General features: G+C 49.8%; 13 protein-coding genes. 2 read left to right on the plus strand and 11 right to left on the minus strand.

Annotation, left to right across the window (positions count from 1 at the left end; translation table 11 throughout):
- Nucleotides 1-22: 22 nt before the first annotated feature.
- The 6 genes from T360_RS0104980 to gap all read right to left on the minus strand — a co-directional run bounded on the left by T360_RS0104980 (nt 23) and on the right by gap (nt 8093).
- Nucleotides 23-1294: a glycosyltransferase family 4 protein gene (locus T360_RS0104980; RefSeq protein WP_028911797.1), complete on the minus strand. Its 1272-nt coding sequence runs from the start codon at nt 1292-1294 to the stop codon at nt 23-25.
- Between the two features lie 12 nt (nt 1295-1306).
- Nucleotides 1307-3226, minus strand: a complete 1920-nt coding sequence (locus T360_RS0104985; protein WP_028911798.1) for a glycogen debranching enzyme N-terminal domain-containing protein — start codon at nt 3224-3226, stop codon at nt 1307-1309.
- A 183-nt stretch (nt 3227-3409) separates the two neighbouring features.
- On the minus strand, nt 3410-4342 hold the full coding sequence (locus tag T360_RS0104990) for a diacylglycerol kinase family protein (RefSeq protein WP_028911799.1): 933 nt from the start codon (nt 4340-4342) through the stop codon (nt 3410-3412).
- Nucleotides 4336-5286: a tRNA (adenosine(37)-N6)-dimethylallyltransferase MiaA gene (gene miaA / locus T360_RS0104995; protein ID WP_051523376.1), complete on the minus strand. Its 951-nt coding sequence runs from the start codon at nt 5284-5286 to the stop codon at nt 4336-4338. The genes T360_RS0104990 and miaA overlap by 7 nt, the downstream gene beginning before the upstream one ends.
- 21 nt (nt 5287-5307) lie before the next feature.
- Nucleotides 5308-6948, minus strand: a complete 1641-nt coding sequence (locus tag T360_RS0105000; RefSeq protein ID WP_028911801.1) for a DUF2207 domain-containing protein — start codon at nt 6946-6948, stop codon at nt 5308-5310.
- 119 nt (nt 6949-7067) lie between these two features.
- On the minus strand, nt 7068-8093 hold the full coding sequence (gene gap / locus T360_RS0105005; RefSeq protein ID WP_013063865.1) for a type I glyceraldehyde-3-phosphate dehydrogenase: 1026 nt from the start codon (nt 8091-8093) through the stop codon (nt 7068-7070).
- A gap of 277 nt (nt 8094-8370) precedes the next feature.
- On the opposite strand from gap, the gene mscL reads away from it, so the two are divergent.
- Nucleotides 8371-8769 (plus strand): large-conductance mechanosensitive channel protein MscL, encoded by a 399-nt coding sequence (gene mscL, locus T360_RS0105010; RefSeq protein ID WP_028911802.1) that lies wholly within the window; start codon nt 8371-8373, stop codon nt 8767-8769.
- A gap of 31 nt (nt 8770-8800) precedes the next feature.
- Here mscL and T360_RS14690 read toward each other — a convergent pair whose 3' ends face one another.
- The 5 genes from T360_RS14690 to T360_RS0105035 form a co-directional block, all read right to left on the minus strand.
- A complete protein-coding gene (locus tag T360_RS14690; protein WP_081772693.1) occupies nt 8801-10561 on the minus strand; it encodes a RagB/SusD family nutrient uptake outer membrane protein in 1761 nt (586 codons plus the stop codon).
- Between the two features lie 10 nt (nt 10562-10571).
- A complete protein-coding gene (locus tag T360_RS0105020) occupies nt 10572-13748 on the minus strand; it encodes a TonB-dependent receptor (protein WP_231488093.1) in 3177 nt (1058 codons plus the stop codon).
- Between the two features lie 225 nt (nt 13749-13973).
- Nucleotides 13974-15581, minus strand: coding sequence for a glutamine-hydrolyzing GMP synthase (gene guaA, locus T360_RS0105025; RefSeq protein ID WP_028911804.1), 1608 nt, complete (start codon nt 15579-15581; stop codon nt 13974-13976).
- A 42-nt stretch (nt 15582-15623) separates the two neighbouring features.
- Complete coding sequence (locus T360_RS0105030) at nt 15624-16334, minus strand: nucleotidyltransferase family protein (protein ID WP_028911805.1); 711 nt, start codon at nt 16332-16334, stop codon at nt 15624-15626.
- A 118-nt stretch (nt 16335-16452) separates the two neighbouring features.
- Nucleotides 16453-19392 carry a TonB-dependent receptor gene (locus T360_RS0105035; RefSeq protein WP_028911806.1) on the minus strand — a complete coding sequence of 980 codons (2940 nt, stop codon included), beginning with the start codon at nt 19390-19392 and terminating at the stop codon, nt 16453-16455.
- Nucleotides 19393-19551: 159 nt separating this feature from the next.
- Here T360_RS0105035 and aroB point away from each other — a divergent pair, with 159 nt between their 5' ends.
- Nucleotides 19552-20601 (plus strand): 3-dehydroquinate synthase, encoded by a 1050-nt coding sequence (gene aroB / locus T360_RS0105040; protein WP_028911807.1) that lies wholly within the window; start codon nt 19552-19554, stop codon nt 20599-20601.
- Nucleotides 20602-20618 lie beyond the last annotated feature (17 nt).

A 20618-nucleotide genomic window follows, 5' to 3' on the forward strand; every position in this document is an offset into this window, starting at 1 on the left:
TTTTGAACTTTGAACTTTATGATCACTCTTCCCATCCTAGGGTGCGGAGATAGAGTGTACGGATCCAGCGCCCCACTTTCTCCCATGTAATCTGGTCCACCTCCTTCTTTCCCTCTTCCTTGAGGTACTGGAAGAGCGAGTCGTTATGACAGATGGAGTAGATGGCATCGGCCAGTGCGTGGATATCCCAGTAGTCAACCTTGATACAGTTGTCGAGAATCTCAGCACAACCACTCTGCTTAGAGATGATAGAGGGCGTGCCACACTGCATAGCCTCAAGTGGCGAGATGCCGAATGGCTCACTCACAGAAGGCATGACATACACATCAGAGTCTTTCAAGCACTCATACACCTGCTTGCCTCGCATAAATCCTGGGAAGTGGAATCTGTCGGCAATGCCACGCTCAGCAGCCAACTGAATCATAGCATCCATCATATCGCCCGATCCTGCCATACAGAAGCGCACGTTGCGTGTACGATGCAGCACCATGGTAGCAGCCTCCACGAAATACTCAGGACCTTTCTGCATGGTGATACGTCCTAAGAAGGTTACTACCTTCTCCTTGCCGGTATGGTCAGGACGTGGTATATCCTGATACTCCTGTGGCAGCGGATACACAGCATTGTGAACGGTGAAACACTTGCGTGGGTCCTGATGATACTGGTTGATAACCGTTTGTCGTGTCAGTTCGGATACACACATAATACAATCAGCCCAGTCCATACCATTCTTCTCGATCGAATATACAGTAGGATTCACCTTACCTCTCGAACGGTCGAAGTCGGTGGCATGCACATGGATGCACAGCGGCTTTCCACTCACCTGCTTGGCATGGATACCAGCGGGGAATGTGAGCCAGTCGTGAGCGTGAATGATATCAAACTCCTCTGTTCGGGCCACCTGACCGGCAATGATCGAGTAGTTATTGATTTCCTCGTGCAGGTTACTGGGATATCCCCCAGCAAACTCCAAGGCACCAAGGTCGTTCACGTTCATATAGTTAAAGTCGGCGTAGATATGCTCGCGCAACTTGAAATAGTAGTCGGGATCCATGATGTTACCCACACGCTGCTTCACGTAGTCGTAGTCCACGTCGCGCCAAGCGATGGGCACAGCATTCATAGCAACGATACGACAGGCATGCTGACTCTCATCTCCAAACGGACGAGGCAAGCACAACACCGTCTCAATATCACCCTGAGCCTTCAAGCCCTCAGAGATTCCGTAGTTGGCAGTAGCAAGTCCACCAAACACATGAGGAGGATACTCCCATCCAAACATTAATACCTTCATAGCAGCTCCTCCTTATTTTTGATATGAATACTTTTCCATCAACTTAAGCGTGCGCAGAATCTCTGCCACGTTCATAGCAAACGACATGGCGCCACGTCCGTGGAATGGTGGGTTACCATCAAACAACTCTGATATGGTGCCAATGGCATGATAATCCATCTCATCTTCATACCCCACCATCTGTCGCTCAACGAAGCTCAGGCGCGAGCGCTTGTACAGTTTCAGACAAGCCTCCAAATAGAATCCGCCCAGCCAAGGCCAAGCCGTACCTTGATGGTAGGCATAGTCACGCTGTGCCTGCGGTCCTACATATATAGGATTATAACCACCGCTCTTTGGTGAGAGCGAGCGCAGTCCCTTAGGCGTGAGCAATTCACGCGTACAGATGTCCACAACACTCTTCATCTGCTGCTGTGAAAGTGGTGAATAGTCGAATGCCACAGCGAATATCATGTTGGGGCGAACGCTCCAGTCCATCATCGGTCCATCCACATAATCCAGCAGATAGCCATATTCATTGACAAAGGTCTCAACGAATGATTCCTTCACCTTGGCAGCCAACTCTTCCACCCTGGCAGCCCCCTCGACATCCCCCTTTTCGGCAGCCATCAAGGCTGTAAACTTCAGGGCGTTATACCATAGTGCATTAAACTCCACGATATAACCCGAACGAGGCACTACAGGCTTGCCGTTGGCAGTAGAGTTCATCCAGGTCACAGCCTTGTCTCTACCGTTTGAGTAGAGCAGTCCGTTATCGTCAATTCTCAAGTTTGGATGCTTACCGTCCAAGATAAACTTCACAATCTTATGCAGGAGCATGCCATACATCTCGAAGCACTTGTCGCGCCCCACCTCCTTGGCATACTGCTGCATGGCCCATACTGCCCAAAGGGGCACATCAGGCTGTTCTATCTCATAGATCTTGCCATTACCAGGCTTGCCATCCATAAAGTCGCACAAAGCCTTTTCAGCGGTTTTCATCACCTTCTCAAAGTAGTCCACCTCGCCAATAGCCAGCGTCAGTCCTGGCAGTGCGATGAATGTATCTCTTGCACGCACTTTAAACCAAGGATAGCCCGCCATCAGATAGCGGTCGTGGTTTTTCTCCTTGCGGTGGAACTGATGCGCAGCCGTCACCAGACAATGATAGAAGTTGTCGCGAGGCACACGGTCGGCCACCTCATCAACAAACAGCTTCTTCATGCTAGCTGGTTTGATGGCCGATGTAGAGGCCGAGAAGATAATGCTCTCACCCTTCTTAATAGGCATCTCGAAATATCCAGGCACGTACAGGTCTTCATTGGATGCGTAGCCACGTTCCTGCTCCTTAGGATACTCAATGCCACGATACCAGTCGGGCTGGAAGATAAACTCATTTTTCTTAGAGAACTGCATATAGAGATCGGGATAACCGGCATACATACAAGTCTTGATACCATTATCCACCAGACTGTAGTCTCTGCTAGCAGTAGCGTTCTCGTGTGTAAACTGTCTCACACTGCGAAAAGCCAGGAAGGGGCGGAAGCGCAGTGTTGTAGCCGAATGGGCATCATCAAGTGTGTAACGAATCAAGATGCGGTCCTCATAGTGCTGGAAGATTACTTCCTTCTTCAAGATCACACCACCCACACGGTAGGTAGTAGTGGGCACTGTGGTTGCATCGAATTCACGAATGTACTTGTGTCCGTTCGGACTAAAATTGTTGCCCTGATACTTATGCAGTCCGAGGTTAAACTCAGCTCCATGCTGGATCACCGTACAGTCGAGCGACGATAGCAACACATGGTTTTCATCGTCCAACTCAGGCACGGGCACAACCAGCAATCCATGATACTTTCGCGTATTGCAATCAACCAATGTTGAGCTGCTATAGGCACCCGAACGGTTGGTTCGGAGGAACTCACGGACCAGACTCTCCTGCAAGTTAGTCATCACGGCTTTTTCTAAACGTAGATAGCTCATTGTTCCTGTCTAAAAGGTGTTTATTAGTAAATATTCAAGTTTGATGTTTCAAAGGTAGGCATTTTTATGCATAGTTCAAAGAAACGCGAACTACATTTAACAATTATTGATAATTCAACAAAAAGGGTGCACCATCCGGCACACCCTCTATTCTCAACTTGGTATCAAGAAATTTACAACTTCTTGTTCCACCGTAATTCTGTACGACCCTACTGGTGTTTTCATCATACGCCCGTCGATGCCTACGATAGCTTTCTTGGCATACTCCACCTCAATCTCTTTGGTACGATAGGGGTGCACACTGCGATGATTCAGGAATCGTCCAGCCACCAGCAGCCACAAGCCCTCAATGAGTTGCACCACCTCAGGATGATACACCACACTCACATCGAGCATACCGTTATAGGGCACGGCATTAGGTGTTTGTCCATACCCAGGCCCTGATCCTATACACACCGTCATCACCTTGCGCTCCACCACCTCGCTGTTGATTTTCAACTTCATCTTATACTCCATGCGGTGGAACAGCATCACGAAGAGCGACACCAGGAATGAGAGTGTATGCGAACCGAAGAGCCTACGTGTCTGTCGGCGCAGGTTCATGATGTCGGCAGTCAGTCCGATGTTAATACAATTCAAGAAGTAGCGATGACATTTAGCACCATGCTTGTTGGTATAGCGTATGCATCCCAGATCTATCTTGCGAATGCGCCGCTGTATCAGCCAGTCGATGGTTTGTTCTATCTCATCATCATCGAAATCCCAGAACTTAGCAAAGTCGTTCAGCACGCCATTGGGTATCACGCCCAAAGCTATCTCGTCGCGCACGGCTTTCTCCTCCATCATCAAGCAGTTCACTGCGTCGTTCAGGGCCGAGTCGCCGCCCACTATCACAATGGTCTTATAGCCATTCTGAATCAGCATTTTCGCCAGTCGTTCCACACTGTCGGCCGTCTCGCTCTGTACAAAGTCGTAGAGCACATGACGCTCGTCCAGCACCCTTTGAATCTTCTCCCAGCGTTTGCGCGAGTTGAAGAGTCCTGTCTTTGGGCAATACAGTATGCCCCATCTTGTCGTTTCTACCATATTTCAAGTATTTTTTCTATTTTTTCGTCCATAGGCATGGTAGCGTCAATCCAGTGGATGGTAAAACCACGCCGCTCCATACCCCGGAACCAGGTCATCTGACGCTTGGCAAACTGGTGAATGGCTATCTCCAGTCGCTCAAACATCTCATCGTATGTCAGCACTCCAGTGATGTATTCTGTCAGGAATTTATACTCCAATCCGTAGTAAATCAGGTCGTCGGGCTGGATTCCTTCGTCGAGCAAATGGCGCACTTCGTCCACCATACCTTCATCCAGTCTGGTCTTCAGTCGGCGTGTAATTTTCTCACGTCGCAACTCACGGTCAATGTCGATACCGATAATCAAGGAATCGATCGGAGGTACGGTGGTGCGGAGGAGCGGGGGTTCGAGATTACTATTCTCTCGCCCTCGAGAATCGGCAATAGCCGTCTCTATCTCGATGGCCCGGATGGCACGCTGACACGAGTCCACATCCGTCTTGTTGTGCATGTTCGAGCCGTTCTTAGCCTTCAGTTCCTGCAGTATCTGCGTCAGCTCAGGCAGACTTTTACCCTCCAGACTATCGCGCAGGGGCTGGTTCTGAGGCACTGGCGACAGTTGGTAGCCTTTCAGCACAGCCTCGATATAGAGGCCCGTACCACCACAGAGGATGGGCACAGCCTCCCTACTCCTGATAGCCTGATAAGCGTCAAAGAAGTCCTGCTGATACTGGAAGAGGTTGTACTTGGTTCCAGGTTCGCAGATATCTATCAGGTGGTAAGGGATAGGCTCTCCATCCACCTGATAATCCTTCAGGTCTTTTCCTGTTCCTATATCCATACGACGATACACCTGGCGCGAGTCGGCCGAGATAACCTCGCCTCCGATGGCTTTTGCCAGGTGGGCTGCCACAGGTGTCTTACCTGAGGCTGTAGGCCCTAATATCGTGATCATTTTCTTCATATCAAATTCTATTATTCGCTATTATCTTACGCCTCCTCCGCCGCCGAAGCCTGAGAAACCGCCTCCTCCGCCACCCCATGAAGAGTGACCGCCACCACCATTGGCTCTCATCTCACGTGCAGCCTTGTCGGAAACAGCACGCGAGGTGCTGCGATGCAGGGTTGAATAGATGATGGGCAGCGTCATGTCGTCGGCCATCTGACTGGCCACCTGGTCCATATTAAAGTACTCAGGATTTATCTTCTTCATGTCGCGTATCACCTGGTCGGCTATACCAAAGAGGGTGGCATAGATCATATAGTCCTTCCACAACTTCACTTCGCCCACGCCTCGCTCGTTCATCAGTGTAAACTCTTTCAGGAACTTGCGCAGTCCATACAGCTGGCGCACCTCTTCCTCCCGGTTCTTATAGGCGCTCAACTTGGTGCTGCTGTGCAGTGTGCTCACAAAGTTGTCGGTTATACCCTGGTTCTTGTTGCTGCTCATAAACTGTTTCAGTTCCTTGGGCTCCAGCACGGTATCGTCACCAGCAGCCTGCTTGAATATGCTGTAAATATGGCGCATCAGCACGGGCTGTTTCTCTTGGTTTTTCAGCTCGTGTATCACGAAATTGGGCTCCATCTTCCCCTTTTTGTTGGGGCGGGTTTCGATGGTGATAGCCCCCTGGTTTATTAGTTTCAGGATGCAGGCCGACATCAGGTTGTTGTAGTCGCTGCCAAAGTAGCGATGGGCATTCAGCACATCGTTAGCCTGCTGCAGGTTGCCATTCATCGGGATGTCGCGATACCACAGCAGATCCTTGTTTATCCTGCGACGTGCACGCCACACACTCACCATGCGCCATATCCAACAAACTATAGGCACCAGGACAACAACAATAAACGAGCCTATCATCACCAGGTAGTCAAACCATGATAGCTCCTCCTCGTCGTCACTCGTGTAGTCGCTGCCCTCCAGCGCCTCGGCCTTTTTATCTTCGAAGGTACCATCTTCTGTAACAGATGGTTCAAACATCCCTTGTGGGAACCGGGCCATCACAAAGAGTGCCGCCTCGCTGTTCATGGGTTGCGCTGTTTCTACCACGATAGTGCCATTCTCAAACCACAGATTACCGTCGAAACGGAATCCCCAGATACCACAACTGTCAGCTGCAAACACCATGGTCGAATCCTCACCCACGATGGTTATCTTGGCATGTTCAGGTTTTGGGTTTACACTAGCATTCAGAAACACGTGGCGCATGGCGTTAGCATCACTGTAGCCACGCACTAGTCCTGTTATCGTATAGCTGGTGGTGTAGGTACGTTCGCCCTCGCTGCCCAAGCCCCAGCACAGTTCGTAGCCCTTGCTGGTGGTGAGTATGCCGCAGCGCTGGTTCTTCCAACTGCGACTCTCGTCCACGTCCCAGTCCACATAAGCATACTGTGCCCCTGTCTCGTCACTCACGTTCATGTCCAGAATCTGACTGGCCCCTAAGTTTGCCAATCCGATATAACACTCTGTCCCCTCATCGTCTATGGTCATTTGTCTAGTTTCGGTGATGCGGGCATCACCATTCTTACTGAGCACAACCCTGATGTCGAGGTTGTGCAACTGCGGGCGTGCCAGTCCTTCCATGGCTATACCCAGCAGCATGATAGTGGTTAACAGTTTATATTTCATATCCGGGTGCAAAGATAATAAAAATAATCAATTATCCACTCGGCTTTGCCGCTTTTTTCACAAAAAAAGCCACCCGAAGAAATCGAGTGGCTTAAAATATGTCAAACTAAGAATAAATCTTATTTGAGCTCTGCGAGGTACTTGATAGTACGAACCATCTGAGAAGTGTAAGAGTTCTCATTGTCGTACCAAGAAACAACCTGTACGAGTGAGTTGCCGTCCTCCATCTTGCTTACCATTGTCTGGTTAGCGTCGAAGAGTGAACCGAACTTCATACCGATGATGTCGCTAGAAACGAGCTTCTCCTCAGTGTAACCGAAGCTCTCGTTAGCAGCAGCCTTCATGGCAGCGTTGATGCTCTCAACAGTTACATCACCCTTAACAACAGCGTGCAGGATAGTTGTAGAACCAGTTGGAGTTGGAACGCGCTGAGCAGCACCGATCAGCTTACCGTTGAGCTCAGGGATAACGAGACCGATAGCCTTAGCAGCACCAGTTGAGTTAGGAACGATGTTCTGAGCACCAGCACGAGCGCGCTGAACATCACCCTTGCGCTGAGGACCGTCGAGGATCATCTGGTCGCCAGTGTAAGCGTGTACTGTTGTCATGATACCGCTCTGGATTGGAGCCAGGTCGTTCAGGGCCTTTGTCATAGGAGCCAGGCAGTTTGTTGTGCAAGAAGCAGCTGAGATAACAGTGTCAGCAGGAGTCAGAGTCTTGTGGTTTACATTGTAAACGATAGTAGGCAGATCGTTACCAGCAGGAGCAGAGATAACAACCTTCTTAGCACCAGCAGTGAGGTGAGCAGAAGCCTTCTCCTTAGATGTGTAGAAACCTGTGCACTCCAGTACAACGTCTACATCCAGCTTGCCCCAAGGCAGCTCAGCAGCGTTAGGAATAGCATAGATAGTGATCTTCTGACCATCAACTACGATGTAATCCTCACCAGCCTCTACAGTGTGCTTGTTCTCACCAATCTTGCCACAGAAACCACCCTGAGCGGTATCGTACTTCAGCAGGTGAGCGAGCATCTTAGGACTTGTCAAGTCGTTGATAGCTACTACTTCATAACCTTCAGCCTCGAACATCTGACGGAATGCGAGACGACCAATACGGCCAAAACCGTTAATTGCTACTTTTGTCATTTTCTTAATTATTTAATTGGGTTATACCTAAATTACTAACTTTTTTCGCTTAAAAAACGAACTTTTTTTTGATTTCGGATGCAAAGTTACAAATTATTTCCTATATTTGCACCATAAATCACTTAAAAATAAAGTGAAAAGCGAAGTGCGAAAAGTGAAAAGAGCAAAAATCTGAGGCCTAAGACCAATGATTGCAAAATACAGATTACAATTCGAACATTGCACATTAAACATTAAACATTAAACATTATATCTAACAATTAAAAATTTAAAGCTTATGGGATTAATCAAGGAATTCAAGGAGTTTGCCGTTAAGGGCAATGTGATGGACATGGCTGTCGGTGTAATCATCGGTGGTGCGTTTGGAAAGATCGTTAGTTCGCTGGTTGACGATGTGCTGATGCCATTAGTAGGCATGCTGACAGGCAATGTTGACTTTACCAGCCTGGCATTCCAGATTGGCGAAGGCGAGGGAGCTGCCGTACTGAAGTATGGTACGTTTATCCAGAACGTGGTTGACTTTGTGATTGTGGCTTTCTGCATTTTCCTGATGCTGAAGGGTATCAACAAGTTGAACCGCAAGAAGGAAGCACCCGCTCCAGAGCCTGAGGCACCTAAGGGTCCCACGCAGGAAGAGCTGCTGGCCGAGATCAGAGATCTTCTTAAGAACAAATAAAAAAATTCCCCGCCGGTTGGCGGGGATTTTTTTACTTAAACTTATAGGGCAGGTCGCCTTTTGCCCAGTTGGTGCCATCGCCCCATCCTGGGTTCTGCTCCAAAACGCCATCCGACAGCGTTACCTGGTCCTCTGGAATCTTGAAGAATCCACCACCTGTCTCATTGTAGCGCTGCATATAATCGTTGGTAAAGGCATACTCTCCAGGAATACCCTGATTTGTAATCTTGTTGCCCACCTGATTCTTTACTTTTTGTGCCACATCGCCCCAGCGTCGCAGGTCGTTCCAGCGCAGTGCCTCGAAGCACAGCTCATAGCGGCGCTCCTTTTTCAGGGCATCAAGACTGTAAGTCACATCATTCAATCCAGCACGCTGGCGAACGGCATTCAAACCACTCTTTCCATTGTAAACAGCCTTGCCATCAGTCAGCTCTGAGTGCATGAGCAGCACATCGGCAAAACGCAACCAAACGAGCGACTGTGTAAGACCCGACTGACGGTTGTTTTCCGAACCATAGAAATAGCCATAGCTCAACATGCGCTGCCCTGTCTCTGGGTCATACGCCTCGCAACCTATATACTTCTTAGCCAGCAGGTTAGTGTTCTCCACCTCCTTGGCAGGATCACCCTTATACTTAGGTATCTCAACAGCACGATCGCAGATAGAACCCTCGCGACGATAGTCGCCTGCATAGTCAGGATCTTCAGCCCAGTCGGTCCACAGTTTCAAGCACACAGGTCCATTAGAATAGCCCTGTACTGAGAATGGGAAGGCGTCAGCCGTGGTCTTGCGCAAGCTATAGAACTCCACGATACGGTTATGCCTCAACTGCGAGTCGGCACTCCATCCTGGTTTGTTACTCATCTTGACAGCAAACATATTCTCCATATTCTCGTCGGTAACCCAGTTCAAGCCATTGGTAGAGGCATACGGATAATCCTTAGCAGTATAAGGATTGGTGTAAGGCCAGAGGTTACGCTGGTCGGCCACCAGTCCAAAGCCACTGTTCTGTATGCAGTCTTCCAGCCATGCAACCACCTGTGCCTTCGACACGCTACCACCTTCTGCCAGAGGCAGTTCGCTCTTACCATAGAAGCCAGTATAGAACAGCCACACGCGTGCCATCATACCTTCAGCAGCCCACTTGCTCACGCGTCCGTCTCCAAAGCTAGGATACTTGGTCGAGGGACCGTTCTCGATAGCCGTTTTCAGGTCGCTAGCTATCTGTGCATACACCTCGTCGGGAGTAGCTCGAGGCAGGTTCTGAGGCTCAGTAGAGAGAACCAGCGGCACGCCGTTGAACACCTGCACCAGATTGAAATAGTACCATGCACGCAGGAAATAAATCTCGCAGAGCAACTGTTTCTTCTTGTCAGGCGAGCTCCATTCCGTCACGTTGTCGATGGTTTCAAGCGCATTGTTCGCACGGTTGATACCCGCATAGCGCTGCTGCCATAGTGGCTTCATCCAGTCCACATAGGCATTCATCAAGCGATCCACGCCCTGCGCACCGATATTACTCTGAGAGCCACCACCCAGTCGGTCATCGCTGGCGATATCAAACACGAAGAAGGGGTCTTCCTCCGGGTCAGCCAGGTTGCGGTTCATCACAGAGTAGATACCATTCACCATCTGTATGGCATCTGTCTCGTTGACAGGGAAGTTGGATGTATCCTTCATCTTGAGGTTCTTCGTATCCAGGAAGTCGTCGCAGCCTGCCACCATCAGCATGGCCGATACTGCAATGCAAAAATTAAATAATTTAAGCATGAAAGAATTATAGTGTTTCATAATCGAATCTTTAGAAGTTAATGTTCAGGCCCACCTGCCATGATCTGGCAGAAGGATAGTAACCACAGTCGATACCCGAAGCCCAGCTGGCGCCATTGCCGAAGCCTACCTCTGGGTCCATACCCGAGTAGCCGGTGAAGGTAAAGAAATTGCTGAGGGCCACATAGAGTCTGCACTTCTGCAGTGGCAACTTTTTATAGAGCCGTTTGAAGTCATAGCCAAATGCGATACGCGAGATTTTGAAGAAGTCGGCATCCTCTACCCACACCTTCGATATCTCACTCATGTTCACATTCTTACCATCCGAGAAGCGTGGATACTTGTTGGTGCTTCCCTCACCTGTCCAGTATTTGGTATATACATCCGTACAGTAGTTATCATCAGGATGGTCAGAGAACTGTCGATAGCTCTTAGCCACCTGCTGTCCGAACGAGCCATAGCCATTCAGTGCCAGGTCGAATCCCTTATAAGCCAGGTTGATGTTCAAGCCCACGGTATAGTCGGGGTTAGGATCACCAATCATGGTCTTGTCAGCATCCCCCGTATCCACCTTTCCATTGCCGTTCACATCCACAAACTTCACATCTCCAGGCTGCAACGACTCTCCCTGCAGCGAGTTTTTCTTGTCGCCGCCACAGTTGCGGTTGATATAATCCTGCAGGTCAGCCTCGTTCTGGATGATACCCTCCATGGCATAGCCCCAGAAGTAGCCGATAGGATAGCCCACCTGCAAGCGGTAGAGCTCAGCCGTGTTCTGAGCGATGGCATTCGATCCACCATGGATGATACCCTCAGAGTTGGCCAGACGTGTCACCTCGTTCTTGTTATGTGAGAAGTTGAAGGTGACGCCATACACGAAGTCCTTTCCTATCTTATCGTTCCAGGTGAGCTGCACCTCGTAACCCTTGTTCTGGATGTCACCACCATTCACATAGGGGGCACCTGTACCATACGACAGCAGCATAGGCGCACGCACCAGCCAGTCCTTCGTGGTCTTGTTATACCAGTCGAAAGCCACGCCCAGTCGGTTGTTCAGGAATCGGGCATCAAATCCCAGGTCAAGCTGTTCCGATGTCTCCCACTTCACATCCTTGTTTGGCAGGATGTTCGGATAGGCGCCAATGCCAGGATTATCCTTGCTGTCGAAGTAGTAAGGATCGTCGAAAGCGATGGTACCCACATACTGGAAGTTAGAGATATTACAGTTACCGTTCTGTCCCCAGCTGGCACGAATCTTCAGGAAGTCGAGCCACGACTTGGTCTTCTCCATAAACGTCTCGTTGGTGATCACCCAACCAGCACTCACTGATGGGAAGTAACCCCATCGCTTGCCACGTGCAAAGTTTGAAGAGCCATCAGCACGCAACACAAGCGATAGCAGATAGGTCTCATCATAGTTGTAGTTGACACGACCGAAGAACGACGACAGGGCACCCTGATCCTCAGGCTGACCATTGATAGAGGTGTAGGCAGGGTCCACCACGTTGGCATTCACAATATAGGCATGGTCGAACGAGCCTGGGAAGAGCGAGTTGGAGTTGGTCACGCTCACGCTGTTACCATAGCCCCATTTCTCGATACTCTGCCCCACCAGCATATCGAGATTGTGCAGCCCGAACGACTTCACGTAGTTGATGGTGTTCTCCAGCGACCAACGGATGTTATACGACTGATTCTGACTCACGTCGTCGTTAGGGTTCGACTTTTTCGAACTGAGCTCATACACAGGCTTGTAGCTTCGACCTTCGCGATGACGATACAACCATCCTGCACTGGCACGATAGGTGAGCTCCTTGATAGGTGCAAACTCCAGGAAGAAGTTGCTCTGCAGTCGCCAGCCCTTGGTATAGCCATAACCCTCGTCATACTTCATCTGTGCCAGGGGGTTAGCCATCTCAGCACTGAAGTCCCACTCATCTGCCTGAATATCCTTGTATTCATAGAAGCTACCATCCTCATTATAGGCAGGCAGCAGCGGACTCATAGCCAGCAGGTTGCGGATGCTGTTACCATAGATACCTCCGATGCTTACACCTTTCTTATTAGTAGAAGAGAAGGTGATGTTCTCGCCAAACTTCAGCACGTCGCGTCCTTTTTTGCGCAGGAGCGAATAGTCAGAGTTCAGTCTCACGGTATATCTGTCATACTTCGGGTCGGCAGGATAGCCGATGGTACCCGTCTGGTGATACTTACTGAATCCCAGTGAGAAGCGCGACACGTCGCTACCACCAGTGATGTTGAGCGAGGCGTTATGCATAGGCGCATCATGTATGGTGGTCTCCTCCAGCCAGTTGGTACCATTCCAGGTGCCATTCATGATCTGTGCATACTGTTTTGGTATCAGCTTCTGCCAGTCGTAGGTAGCCACACCCTGTATCTGATAAGCCTTATCGTTGATTTCCATATACTGTTTGGCGTTGAGCGGCTTCACACCATTGGTATTAGGATTCTGCCATCCCATATAGCCGTCGAAGGTCACCTGCACCTTACCACTCTTACCCTTCTTGGTAGTAACGAGAATCACACCGTTTGAAGCACGTGCACCATAGATGGCACTCGAGGCAGCATCCTTCAGCACGTCGATACTCTCGATATCATTAGGCGAAAGGTCGGTGATAGAACCACCAGGCACACCATCAATGACATATAGCGGTGTGTTAGAACCGGCAGTACCCATACCACGAATCACCACCTTGTAGCTCTCACCAGGCTGACCAGAGTTCATCACGATGTTCATACCAGCTGCCTGACTCTGCAGAGCACCAAAGGCATCCACCGCATTGATAGCCGCGATATTGTCAGATGTCACGTGAACGGTAGATCCTGTCACCAGCTTCTTGCGCTGCGTACCATACCCCACTACCACCACATCATTCAGCACCTCAGAATCCTCTTCGATGGTGACGTTCACATTCTTGCCTGCTTGAGGCTTCACAGTTACATTCTTGTAACCCACAAAAGAGATACGGATACTGGCCCCCTTTGTAATGGTGAAGCTGAACGAACCATCAGCTCCAGTAAGTGTTCCATTACTTGGTGTGCCCAACTCGATGACACTGGCTCCGATAACAGGTTCGCCACTTGTGTCGAGGACAACGCCTTTCACCTGCATGGTAGACTTAGTTTGGGAGATGCTTTGGCTGGCACGAGCCGTGGCCACAGGCATGGTAGCCCCCAACACCAACATTCCCGCACAGACTGCGGAAAGGACTTTTCGTAAGTTGTACATAATAGAAATAAATTAGTTAGAAAAAAATAACCTTATCAATAGGTTTTTAGCAAGTTCCTCAGGTTTTATAGTGGCGCAAATATACGATATATATATGATAATTGCAAGTGGCATGGTTGTTTTTTAACCTATATTAAACAATACAGCCCCGCTGCGAGGCGAGGCTGTATTTTGTTGGTATTTTTATTCCCACTCGATGGTTGCGGGTGGTTTCGACGAGATGTCGTAGCAAACGCGATTCACGCCACGCACCTTGTTGATAATCTCATTACTTACCTTGGCCATAAACTCGTAAGGCAGATGCGCCCAGTCGGCCGTCATGGCATCTGTACTGGTCACAGCGCGCAGTGCCACTGGATGCTCGTAGGTACGCTCATCCCCCATCACACCTACACTGCGAACAGTAGAGAGTAGGATGGCACCAGCCTGCCAGATCTGATCGTAAAGTGAAACCTCAATCTCACCATCCTTCATATCTGCAGGAATACCTGCTGCCAGCACCTTACGTGCATCTTCGCCAGAGAGTTTCACCTTGTAGTCACGCAATCCGCGGATATAGATATCATCTGCATCCTGCAGGATACGCACCTTCTCTGGGGTGATGTCACCCAGAATACGAACAGCCAGTCCAGGACCGGGGAAAGGATGACGGGTAATCAGGTGCTCGGGCATGCCCAACTGGCGCCCTACTCGACGCACCTCGTCCTTAAACAGCCACTGCAGAGGCTCACAAAGCTGCAGATGCATCTCCTTGGGCAGACCACCTACGTTATGATGACTTTTAATCACCTTACCTGTAATATTCAAGCTCTCGATACGGTCGGGATAGATAGTACCCTGAGCCAACCACTTGGCATCAGTGATCTTCTTAGCCTCGGCATTAAACACCTCCACAAAGTCGCGACCAATAATCTTACGCTTCTGCTCAGGATCGGTCACGCCAGCCAGGTCGGCAAAAAACTTCTCGCTGGCATCCACGCCAATCACGTTCAGTCCCAGCACCTTGTAGTCGTCCATCACCTGCTGGAACTCGTTCTTGCGCAGCATACCGTGATCCACAAAGATACAGGTGAGGCGGTTGCCGATAGCCTTGTTGAGCAGTACAGCAGCAACTGATGAGTCAACACCACCTGAGAGACCCAGGATGACGCGGTCGTTGCCCAACTGCTGCTTCAGTTCAGCCACTGTTGAATCCACAAACGAGGCTGCACTCCACTCCTGCTTTGAGCCGCAGATGTCAACCACGAAGTTCTTCAGCAGCTGTGTGCCCTGCAGACTGTGGAACACCTCTGGGTGGAACTGCACAGCCCATACATCCTTCTGATTCCAGAAGGCGGCGTTCGTTACATCCTTGGTCGAACCAATCACCTTGAAATTCTCAGGGATGGCGGTGATGGTGTCACCATGACTCATCCACACCTGCGAGTGCTGCTCAAAACCTTTGAACAGGGGGTTCGTGGTGTCAACAGTTTCAAGATTGGCACGTCCATACTCGCGAGAGTCGGCTTTTTCAACCTTTCCTCCCAGTGTGTGACTGATAAACTGAGCACCATAGCAGATACCCAGCACAGGCACACGTCCAACAAATTGCGACAGATCAACCTTGAAAGCCTCAGGATCGTGCACTGAGTAGGGTGACCCACTCAGAATAACACCAATCACCGATGGGTCGTCATTGGGGAATTTGTTGTAGGGCATAATCTCGCAGAAGGTGTCCAGCTCGCGCACACGACGGCCGATAAGCTGTGTGGTCTGCGAACCGAAATCTAGAATAATAATCTTCTGTGTCATACTTATATTTAAAATTGAATATTGATCATTAAAAATTGAAGATTAGAGGCTTTCTATGAAGGCTTCGGCATCGTGAAGGGTATTCAGTTTGCCTACGTCCATCAGTCTGAGGTTCTTAGCCTCGTAGCCACGAATCAGATGATCGCCACAGGCCTTCAAGTAGAAGTCCATGATAGGGAAGCGCTCTGGCCAGTCGGCCAATAGGGGTACCAATGATGGATGGAACACGTGAATGCCGGAAAAAGCGAGGTTTCGCAATTGACCATTAGAAATGGGGCCTTTTTGTTCGCCGGTTTCGATGTTGATCCAGCCTTGCAGACGCATGGTGTCGTCGAACTGCAGATAGCGCTTGGTCTTTCGCTCACTCACCACCAGCAGAGGTGCATCCATAGGCAGCGCCTCCAGGTCGAGATTGCTCAGGATATCCACATTATGAATCAGGATGGGCTCAGCAGGGTCGAACAGAGGCATGGCTTTCTTGATGCCGCCACCTGTCTCCAGGAGCTCACTCGTCTCATCGCTGATGCGTATGTCGATATCAAAATAATTGTTTGCTTTGAGATAATCCACTATCTGCTCTGCAAAATGGTGCACATTCACCACGATTCGCTCATATCCAGATAGTTTCAGTTTCTGTATCACGTGCCAAAGAAGCGGCTGCCCCCCTACCCTCACCAGTGCTTTTGGCATGGTGTCGGTCAGCGGCTTGAGCCTTGTGCCAAGCCCGGCGGCAAATATCATCGCTTGCTTCATTGGTGCACTATGCTTTATTTGGGTTGCAAAGGTAGCAAAATTTTCGGAGATAAAAGAAAGATTGCCCCAAAATATTTCATTTGGAGCAATCTTTCTCTTTTTTAATATTATTTTCAGATTAGAACATGCGTGGACCGCCGAAGCCACCGCCACGTGGGCGTCCGCCACCGAAGCCACCGCCAAAGCCTCCACGTCCGCGACCAGGACCACCAGGACCGCCAAAGCCACCTTGGCGTCCAGCCTTACCTCCAAACAGGTTCAGACGATAGATCACATGAACCATGCCATAGCTGGTGATGGCGTTATATTCTGTATCGCTACGCATCATGGCTGATACAGTGCTTGAGATGGTCGACTGGTTGTGCAGGATATCATAGAGCTGCAGTGAGATGGTGAGTGGTTTGCCGCGCAGGAAGCTCTGTGAGAGCTGGGCATTCCAGATCAGCTCGTTGGTGTTCATCGAGGCATCATAGTAACCACGACGACTCTGCATATTCATGTTGGTGGTGAGCGATGTGCCCCAAGGAGCCGTCACGCCAATCATACCGCCATAAGAGAACTGCCAGGTGTCCAGGTTGTTGTTGGTCTGCAGCTCACTGCGGTTGCGGTTGTAGTTCACCGATCCGTTGAGCTCAATCTCCAACCAGTCGTTACGATAGCTGGCAGCCAGTCGCTCCATCACTGTGGTAGTCTTGGTCACCGACTTCGCATCACTCTTACCATCGTTCACAAAACCTACGTTGTGCACATAACCGAAGTTGGTAAAGGTGTTCACGTTGAAGTAGCCAGCCGAGTCGATGGCAGTGTTAAACATAAAGCCCACGTTGGCATTCCAGTTACCGTTCACGTTCTCAGGGCGCGACATACGACCACCACCTTCCAGCAGGGTTATCTTGTTGGCAATAGAGTTTGAGGTCGTTGTGAAGTTTACAAACGTCATCACCGCACGCTGATGCTTCTGGAAATAGTCATTATAGAAGAGGTTGAAATTCTGACGGAACGAAGGCTTCAGTCCGGGGTTACCTCGTGTAATGTTCAGGGGGTCGGTGTTGTCTTCAATATCCAGCAGATCACTCATCGATGGCTGCGAGGTGTTGGCACGATAGGTGAAGCGCAACTGACCAGTCTGCGACTTCTTCCAGCGGAAGTCCATCGTAGGTGCAAAGTTGGTCACTGTGCGGGTGGTATCAGCATGGATACCCTTGAAATTCTGAATGAAGTGCGACTTCTGAGGCACCATCTGCACACCCACGTTGAAGGTGTATGAGTTGCGAACGATGCGCAGCATCAACTCAGCAGTATGGATATAGTTCTGGTATTCCGAATAGCGGCTCTGGCTATCATCGCGATAAGGATCGAGCGAAGTGATACGGCCGAACTGGTTCAGATACTCATCCCATGAGCGATAACCGCCATACCAGTCTGCCACTGGGTCGATCATGCTGAAATCATAAGTGCCGCGATCGCTCTTCTGGAAGCGATACTGATACTGGTAGCTGAACTGCAGATAGGTGCGAGGCAGAATAGGCTCGCTATAAGTGATGCGTGCGCTATAGTTCCAGTTCTTGGTAGGCGTGATAGAATAGCGACGGGTGGTAGAATCGTTTGAGAGAACACCCAGAGTATAATACTGGATCAAGCTGTTAGATATCTGCTTGCTGGTGCCATCACTCCAACCGGCATTCAACTGCACAGTGATGTTACGACCATTGTTACTGAGACGACGGTTGAACTGCAACATACCATTCAGATTCTTTGAGTCGCTATACGACACATTGGTCTGACTGCGGTCGTTCAACAGGATATTGGTGAGTTCGTCCAACTGATCCAGTGGGTTCACAATCGCTTTGTTATCATAAGGATTGGCATTGAACGAAGCCTCCGTGCTGCCGTTATCGCCATCGTTGCTATTGAAGCGCAGGTTCGGTCGGAACATGATGTTAGTCATCGAGTCGGGTGTCCACTCCAGTCGCATCTGTGCATTCCAGTTGTTAGAACGTGTGAAGTTCTGCGAGATGCTATTACCAAACTGCGAGTTTGTAGCACTGAACATGGTTTCACTGGTACGCTTTGAGAAGGCATCGCCATCGCTGTGGTTCCAGCGCACGCTTCCATCCAGCTTCAGCTTACCAGTATTTTCATAGTTCAGGTTCACACCTGTCATCTTATTGGCAGTCAGTCCCTGGCGTCCACCGCCCCAACGGCCACCACCGCCACCACCGGGGAATCCCATGTCGTTGGTGTTGTTGGCATTGGTCATCAGGAACACCTTGAAGTCGTTCTGCATCACACCACCGAAGATACGTCCGGCATAGCGGTTCTTAGTACCAGCAGCCAGGTCGGCATTCACCATGACGCCCTTGTTCATACCTGCCTTGATACCAAAGTCGAGCACAGTCTCCTCCTCACCATCGTCGATACCACTCACGCGAGCCAGATCACTCTTCTGGTCGTATGCCTTAATGCGGTCGATGATGTTGGTAGGCAGGTTCTTCATGGCAGTTTTGGTGTCGCCCACCATAAACTCCTTACCATCCACCAGGATCTTCTTCACCTCCTTACCATTGATTTTGATGGTACCATCGTCGCTCACCTCAGCACCGGGCAGTCGCTTCACCAGCTCCTCTACTACCGATCCCTCAGGTGTGCGAAAGGCAGTGGCATTATATACAAAGGTGTCGGCCTTCAGCGTCACCTTCGAGGCGCGTGCTGTCACTGTGGCCCCCTTCAGCATGATGGCATCCGGAGCCAGCGAGATGGTGCCGGCATTATAGCCCTTACCATCCTTCAGCGTAAACTTCTTGGTATAGGTTTTAAAACCCACGTATGTAATCTTCAGGGTGAAAGAGCCATCATTAGGCACAGAGATACGGAAAGCACCATCTGTATTGGTGACAGCGTTGGCCACTACTTTCTCTCCAGCGAGAATAGAGGCTGTAGCCTGAATCACGGCATCCTGCGTATCCTGCTCAATCACTTTACCTGAAACCACGCGCTGCGCGTGTACTGACAAAACCGTTAACATCACGGTGATTACGATTAGCAATAATCTTCTCATTGTTACTTTTTTCTATGTTTTTTTGAATGTTTGACGCGGTTTTAGAAAAAAAGTTTAACCTAGTGAGTTAATTTTTCACGATTATTGTAACGTTTTTAAAAAAAAGTGTTATCTTTGCATCCGAAATAAAAAAATTAAAGGTCAACTTTGGCACCAACAATGAATCTACAGAAAGTGATCATATCCGAACACTTGGACCGCGCACTCACCGAGTCCATCTCAGAGTGCGAGCCTGACAAGGTATTTGTCTTAGCCGACGATACCACCGCGCGTTGCTGTCTGCCAGTAGTAGAGCGTTTTGAGTGCTTGCGCGATGCTCATCGCATTGTGATAATGCCCACTGATAGCCACAAGGACCTTACATCACTGAGCCACGTATGGCAGTCGCTGAGCGAAGGCGGCGCCACCCGTCACACCTTACTTATTAATATAGGCGGTGGCATGGTCACCGATCTGGGTGGTTTTGCAGCCTCAACCTTCAAGCGTGGCATCAACTACATCAATATCCCCACCACCCTGCTGTCGATGGTCGATGCATCGGTAGGTGGCAAGACAGGCATCAATTTCTTAGGTCTGAAAAACGAGATTGGCGTGTTCAACAATGCCAAGAGCGTGATTCTCGACACAGAATTTCTAAAAACCCTCGACACTGAGAATTTGCTATCCGGCTATGCCGAAATGCTGAAGCATGGCCTTATCTCCGACGAGCACATGCTGGGCCAACTGCTGTCGTTCGACATCGAGCAGCCCAACCTGGAGCTGTTGAAGCAGATGGTAGCCGACTCAGTAGCTGTCAAGCAGCGCATCGTGACCGACGACCCTACCGAGAAGGGCATCCGCAAGGCACTTAACCTGGGGCACACCGCAGGTCACGCTTTCGAATCCTTTGCGCTGAAGCATCAACCTGTGCTGCATGGCTATGCAGTGGCATGGGGTCTGATTGTAGAGCTCTATCTGAGCGTCATCAAGACAGGCTTCCCCACCAGTAAGATGCGCCAAACCGTCAGATTCATTCTCGACCACTATGGTAAAATGAATATCACGTGCGATGACTATCCAATCCTATTGGAATTCATGACGCACGACAAAAAGAATATAGCCGGCATCATCAATTTCACGCTGCTGGAAAGTGTAGGAGGTATCCGCATCGACCAGACGGCTACAAGAGATGAGATCTATGAAGCATTCGACTTCTATAGAGAGAGCTAGCTGTAATATGTGTTATC

The organism is Prevotella sp. MA2016 (assembly GCF_000619825.1).
Lineage (GTDB): Bacteria > Bacteroidota > Bacteroidia > Bacteroidales > Bacteroidaceae > Prevotella.

Bases quoted from the DNA above. Each gene is read 5' to 3' on its own strand.
- T360_RS0105020 (WP_231488093.1), bottom strand. From the start codon at position 13,748: ATGTTGGTGTTGGGGGCTACCATGCCTGTGGCCACGGCTCGTGCCAGC.
- T360_RS0104980 (WP_028911797.1), bottom strand. From the start codon at position 1,294: ATGAAGGTATTAATGTTTGGATGGGAGTATCCTCCTCATGTGTTTGGT.
- gap (WP_013063865.1), bottom strand. From the start codon at position 8,093: ATGACAAAAGTAGCAATTAACGGTTTTGGCCGTATTGGTCGTCTCGCA.
- T360_RS14690 (WP_081772693.1), bottom strand. From the start codon at position 10,561: ATGAAACACTATAATTCTTTCATGCTTAAATTATTTAATTTTTGCATT.
- aroB (WP_028911807.1), top strand. From the start codon at position 19,552: ATGAATCTACAGAAAGTGATCATATCCGAACACTTGGACCGCGCACTC.
- miaA (WP_051523376.1), bottom strand. From the start codon at position 5,286: ATGAAGAAAATGATCACGATATTAGGGCCTACAGCCTCAGGTAAGACA.
- T360_RS0104990 (WP_028911799.1), bottom strand. From the start codon at position 4,342: ATGGTAGAAACGACAAGATGGGGCATACTGTATTGCCCAAAGACAGGA.
- T360_RS0105000 (WP_028911801.1), bottom strand. From the start codon at position 6,948: ATGAAATATAAACTGTTAACCACTATCATGCTGCTGGGTATAGCCATG.
- T360_RS0105030 (WP_028911805.1), bottom strand. From the start codon at position 16,334: ATGAAGCAAGCGATGATATTTGCCGCCGGGCTTGGCACAAGGCTCAAG.
- T360_RS0104985 (WP_028911798.1), bottom strand. From the start codon at position 3,226: ATGACTAACTTGCAGGAGAGTCTGGTCCGTGAGTTCCTCCGAACCAAC.
- mscL (WP_028911802.1), top strand. From the start codon at position 8,371: ATGGGATTAATCAAGGAATTCAAGGAGTTTGCCGTTAAGGGCAATGTG.
- T360_RS0105035 (WP_028911806.1), bottom strand. From the start codon at position 19,392: ATGAGAAGATTATTGCTAATCGTAATCACCGTGATGTTAACGGTTTTG.
- guaA (WP_028911804.1), bottom strand. From the start codon at position 15,581: ATGACACAGAAGATTATTATTCTAGATTTCGGTTCGCAGACCACACAG.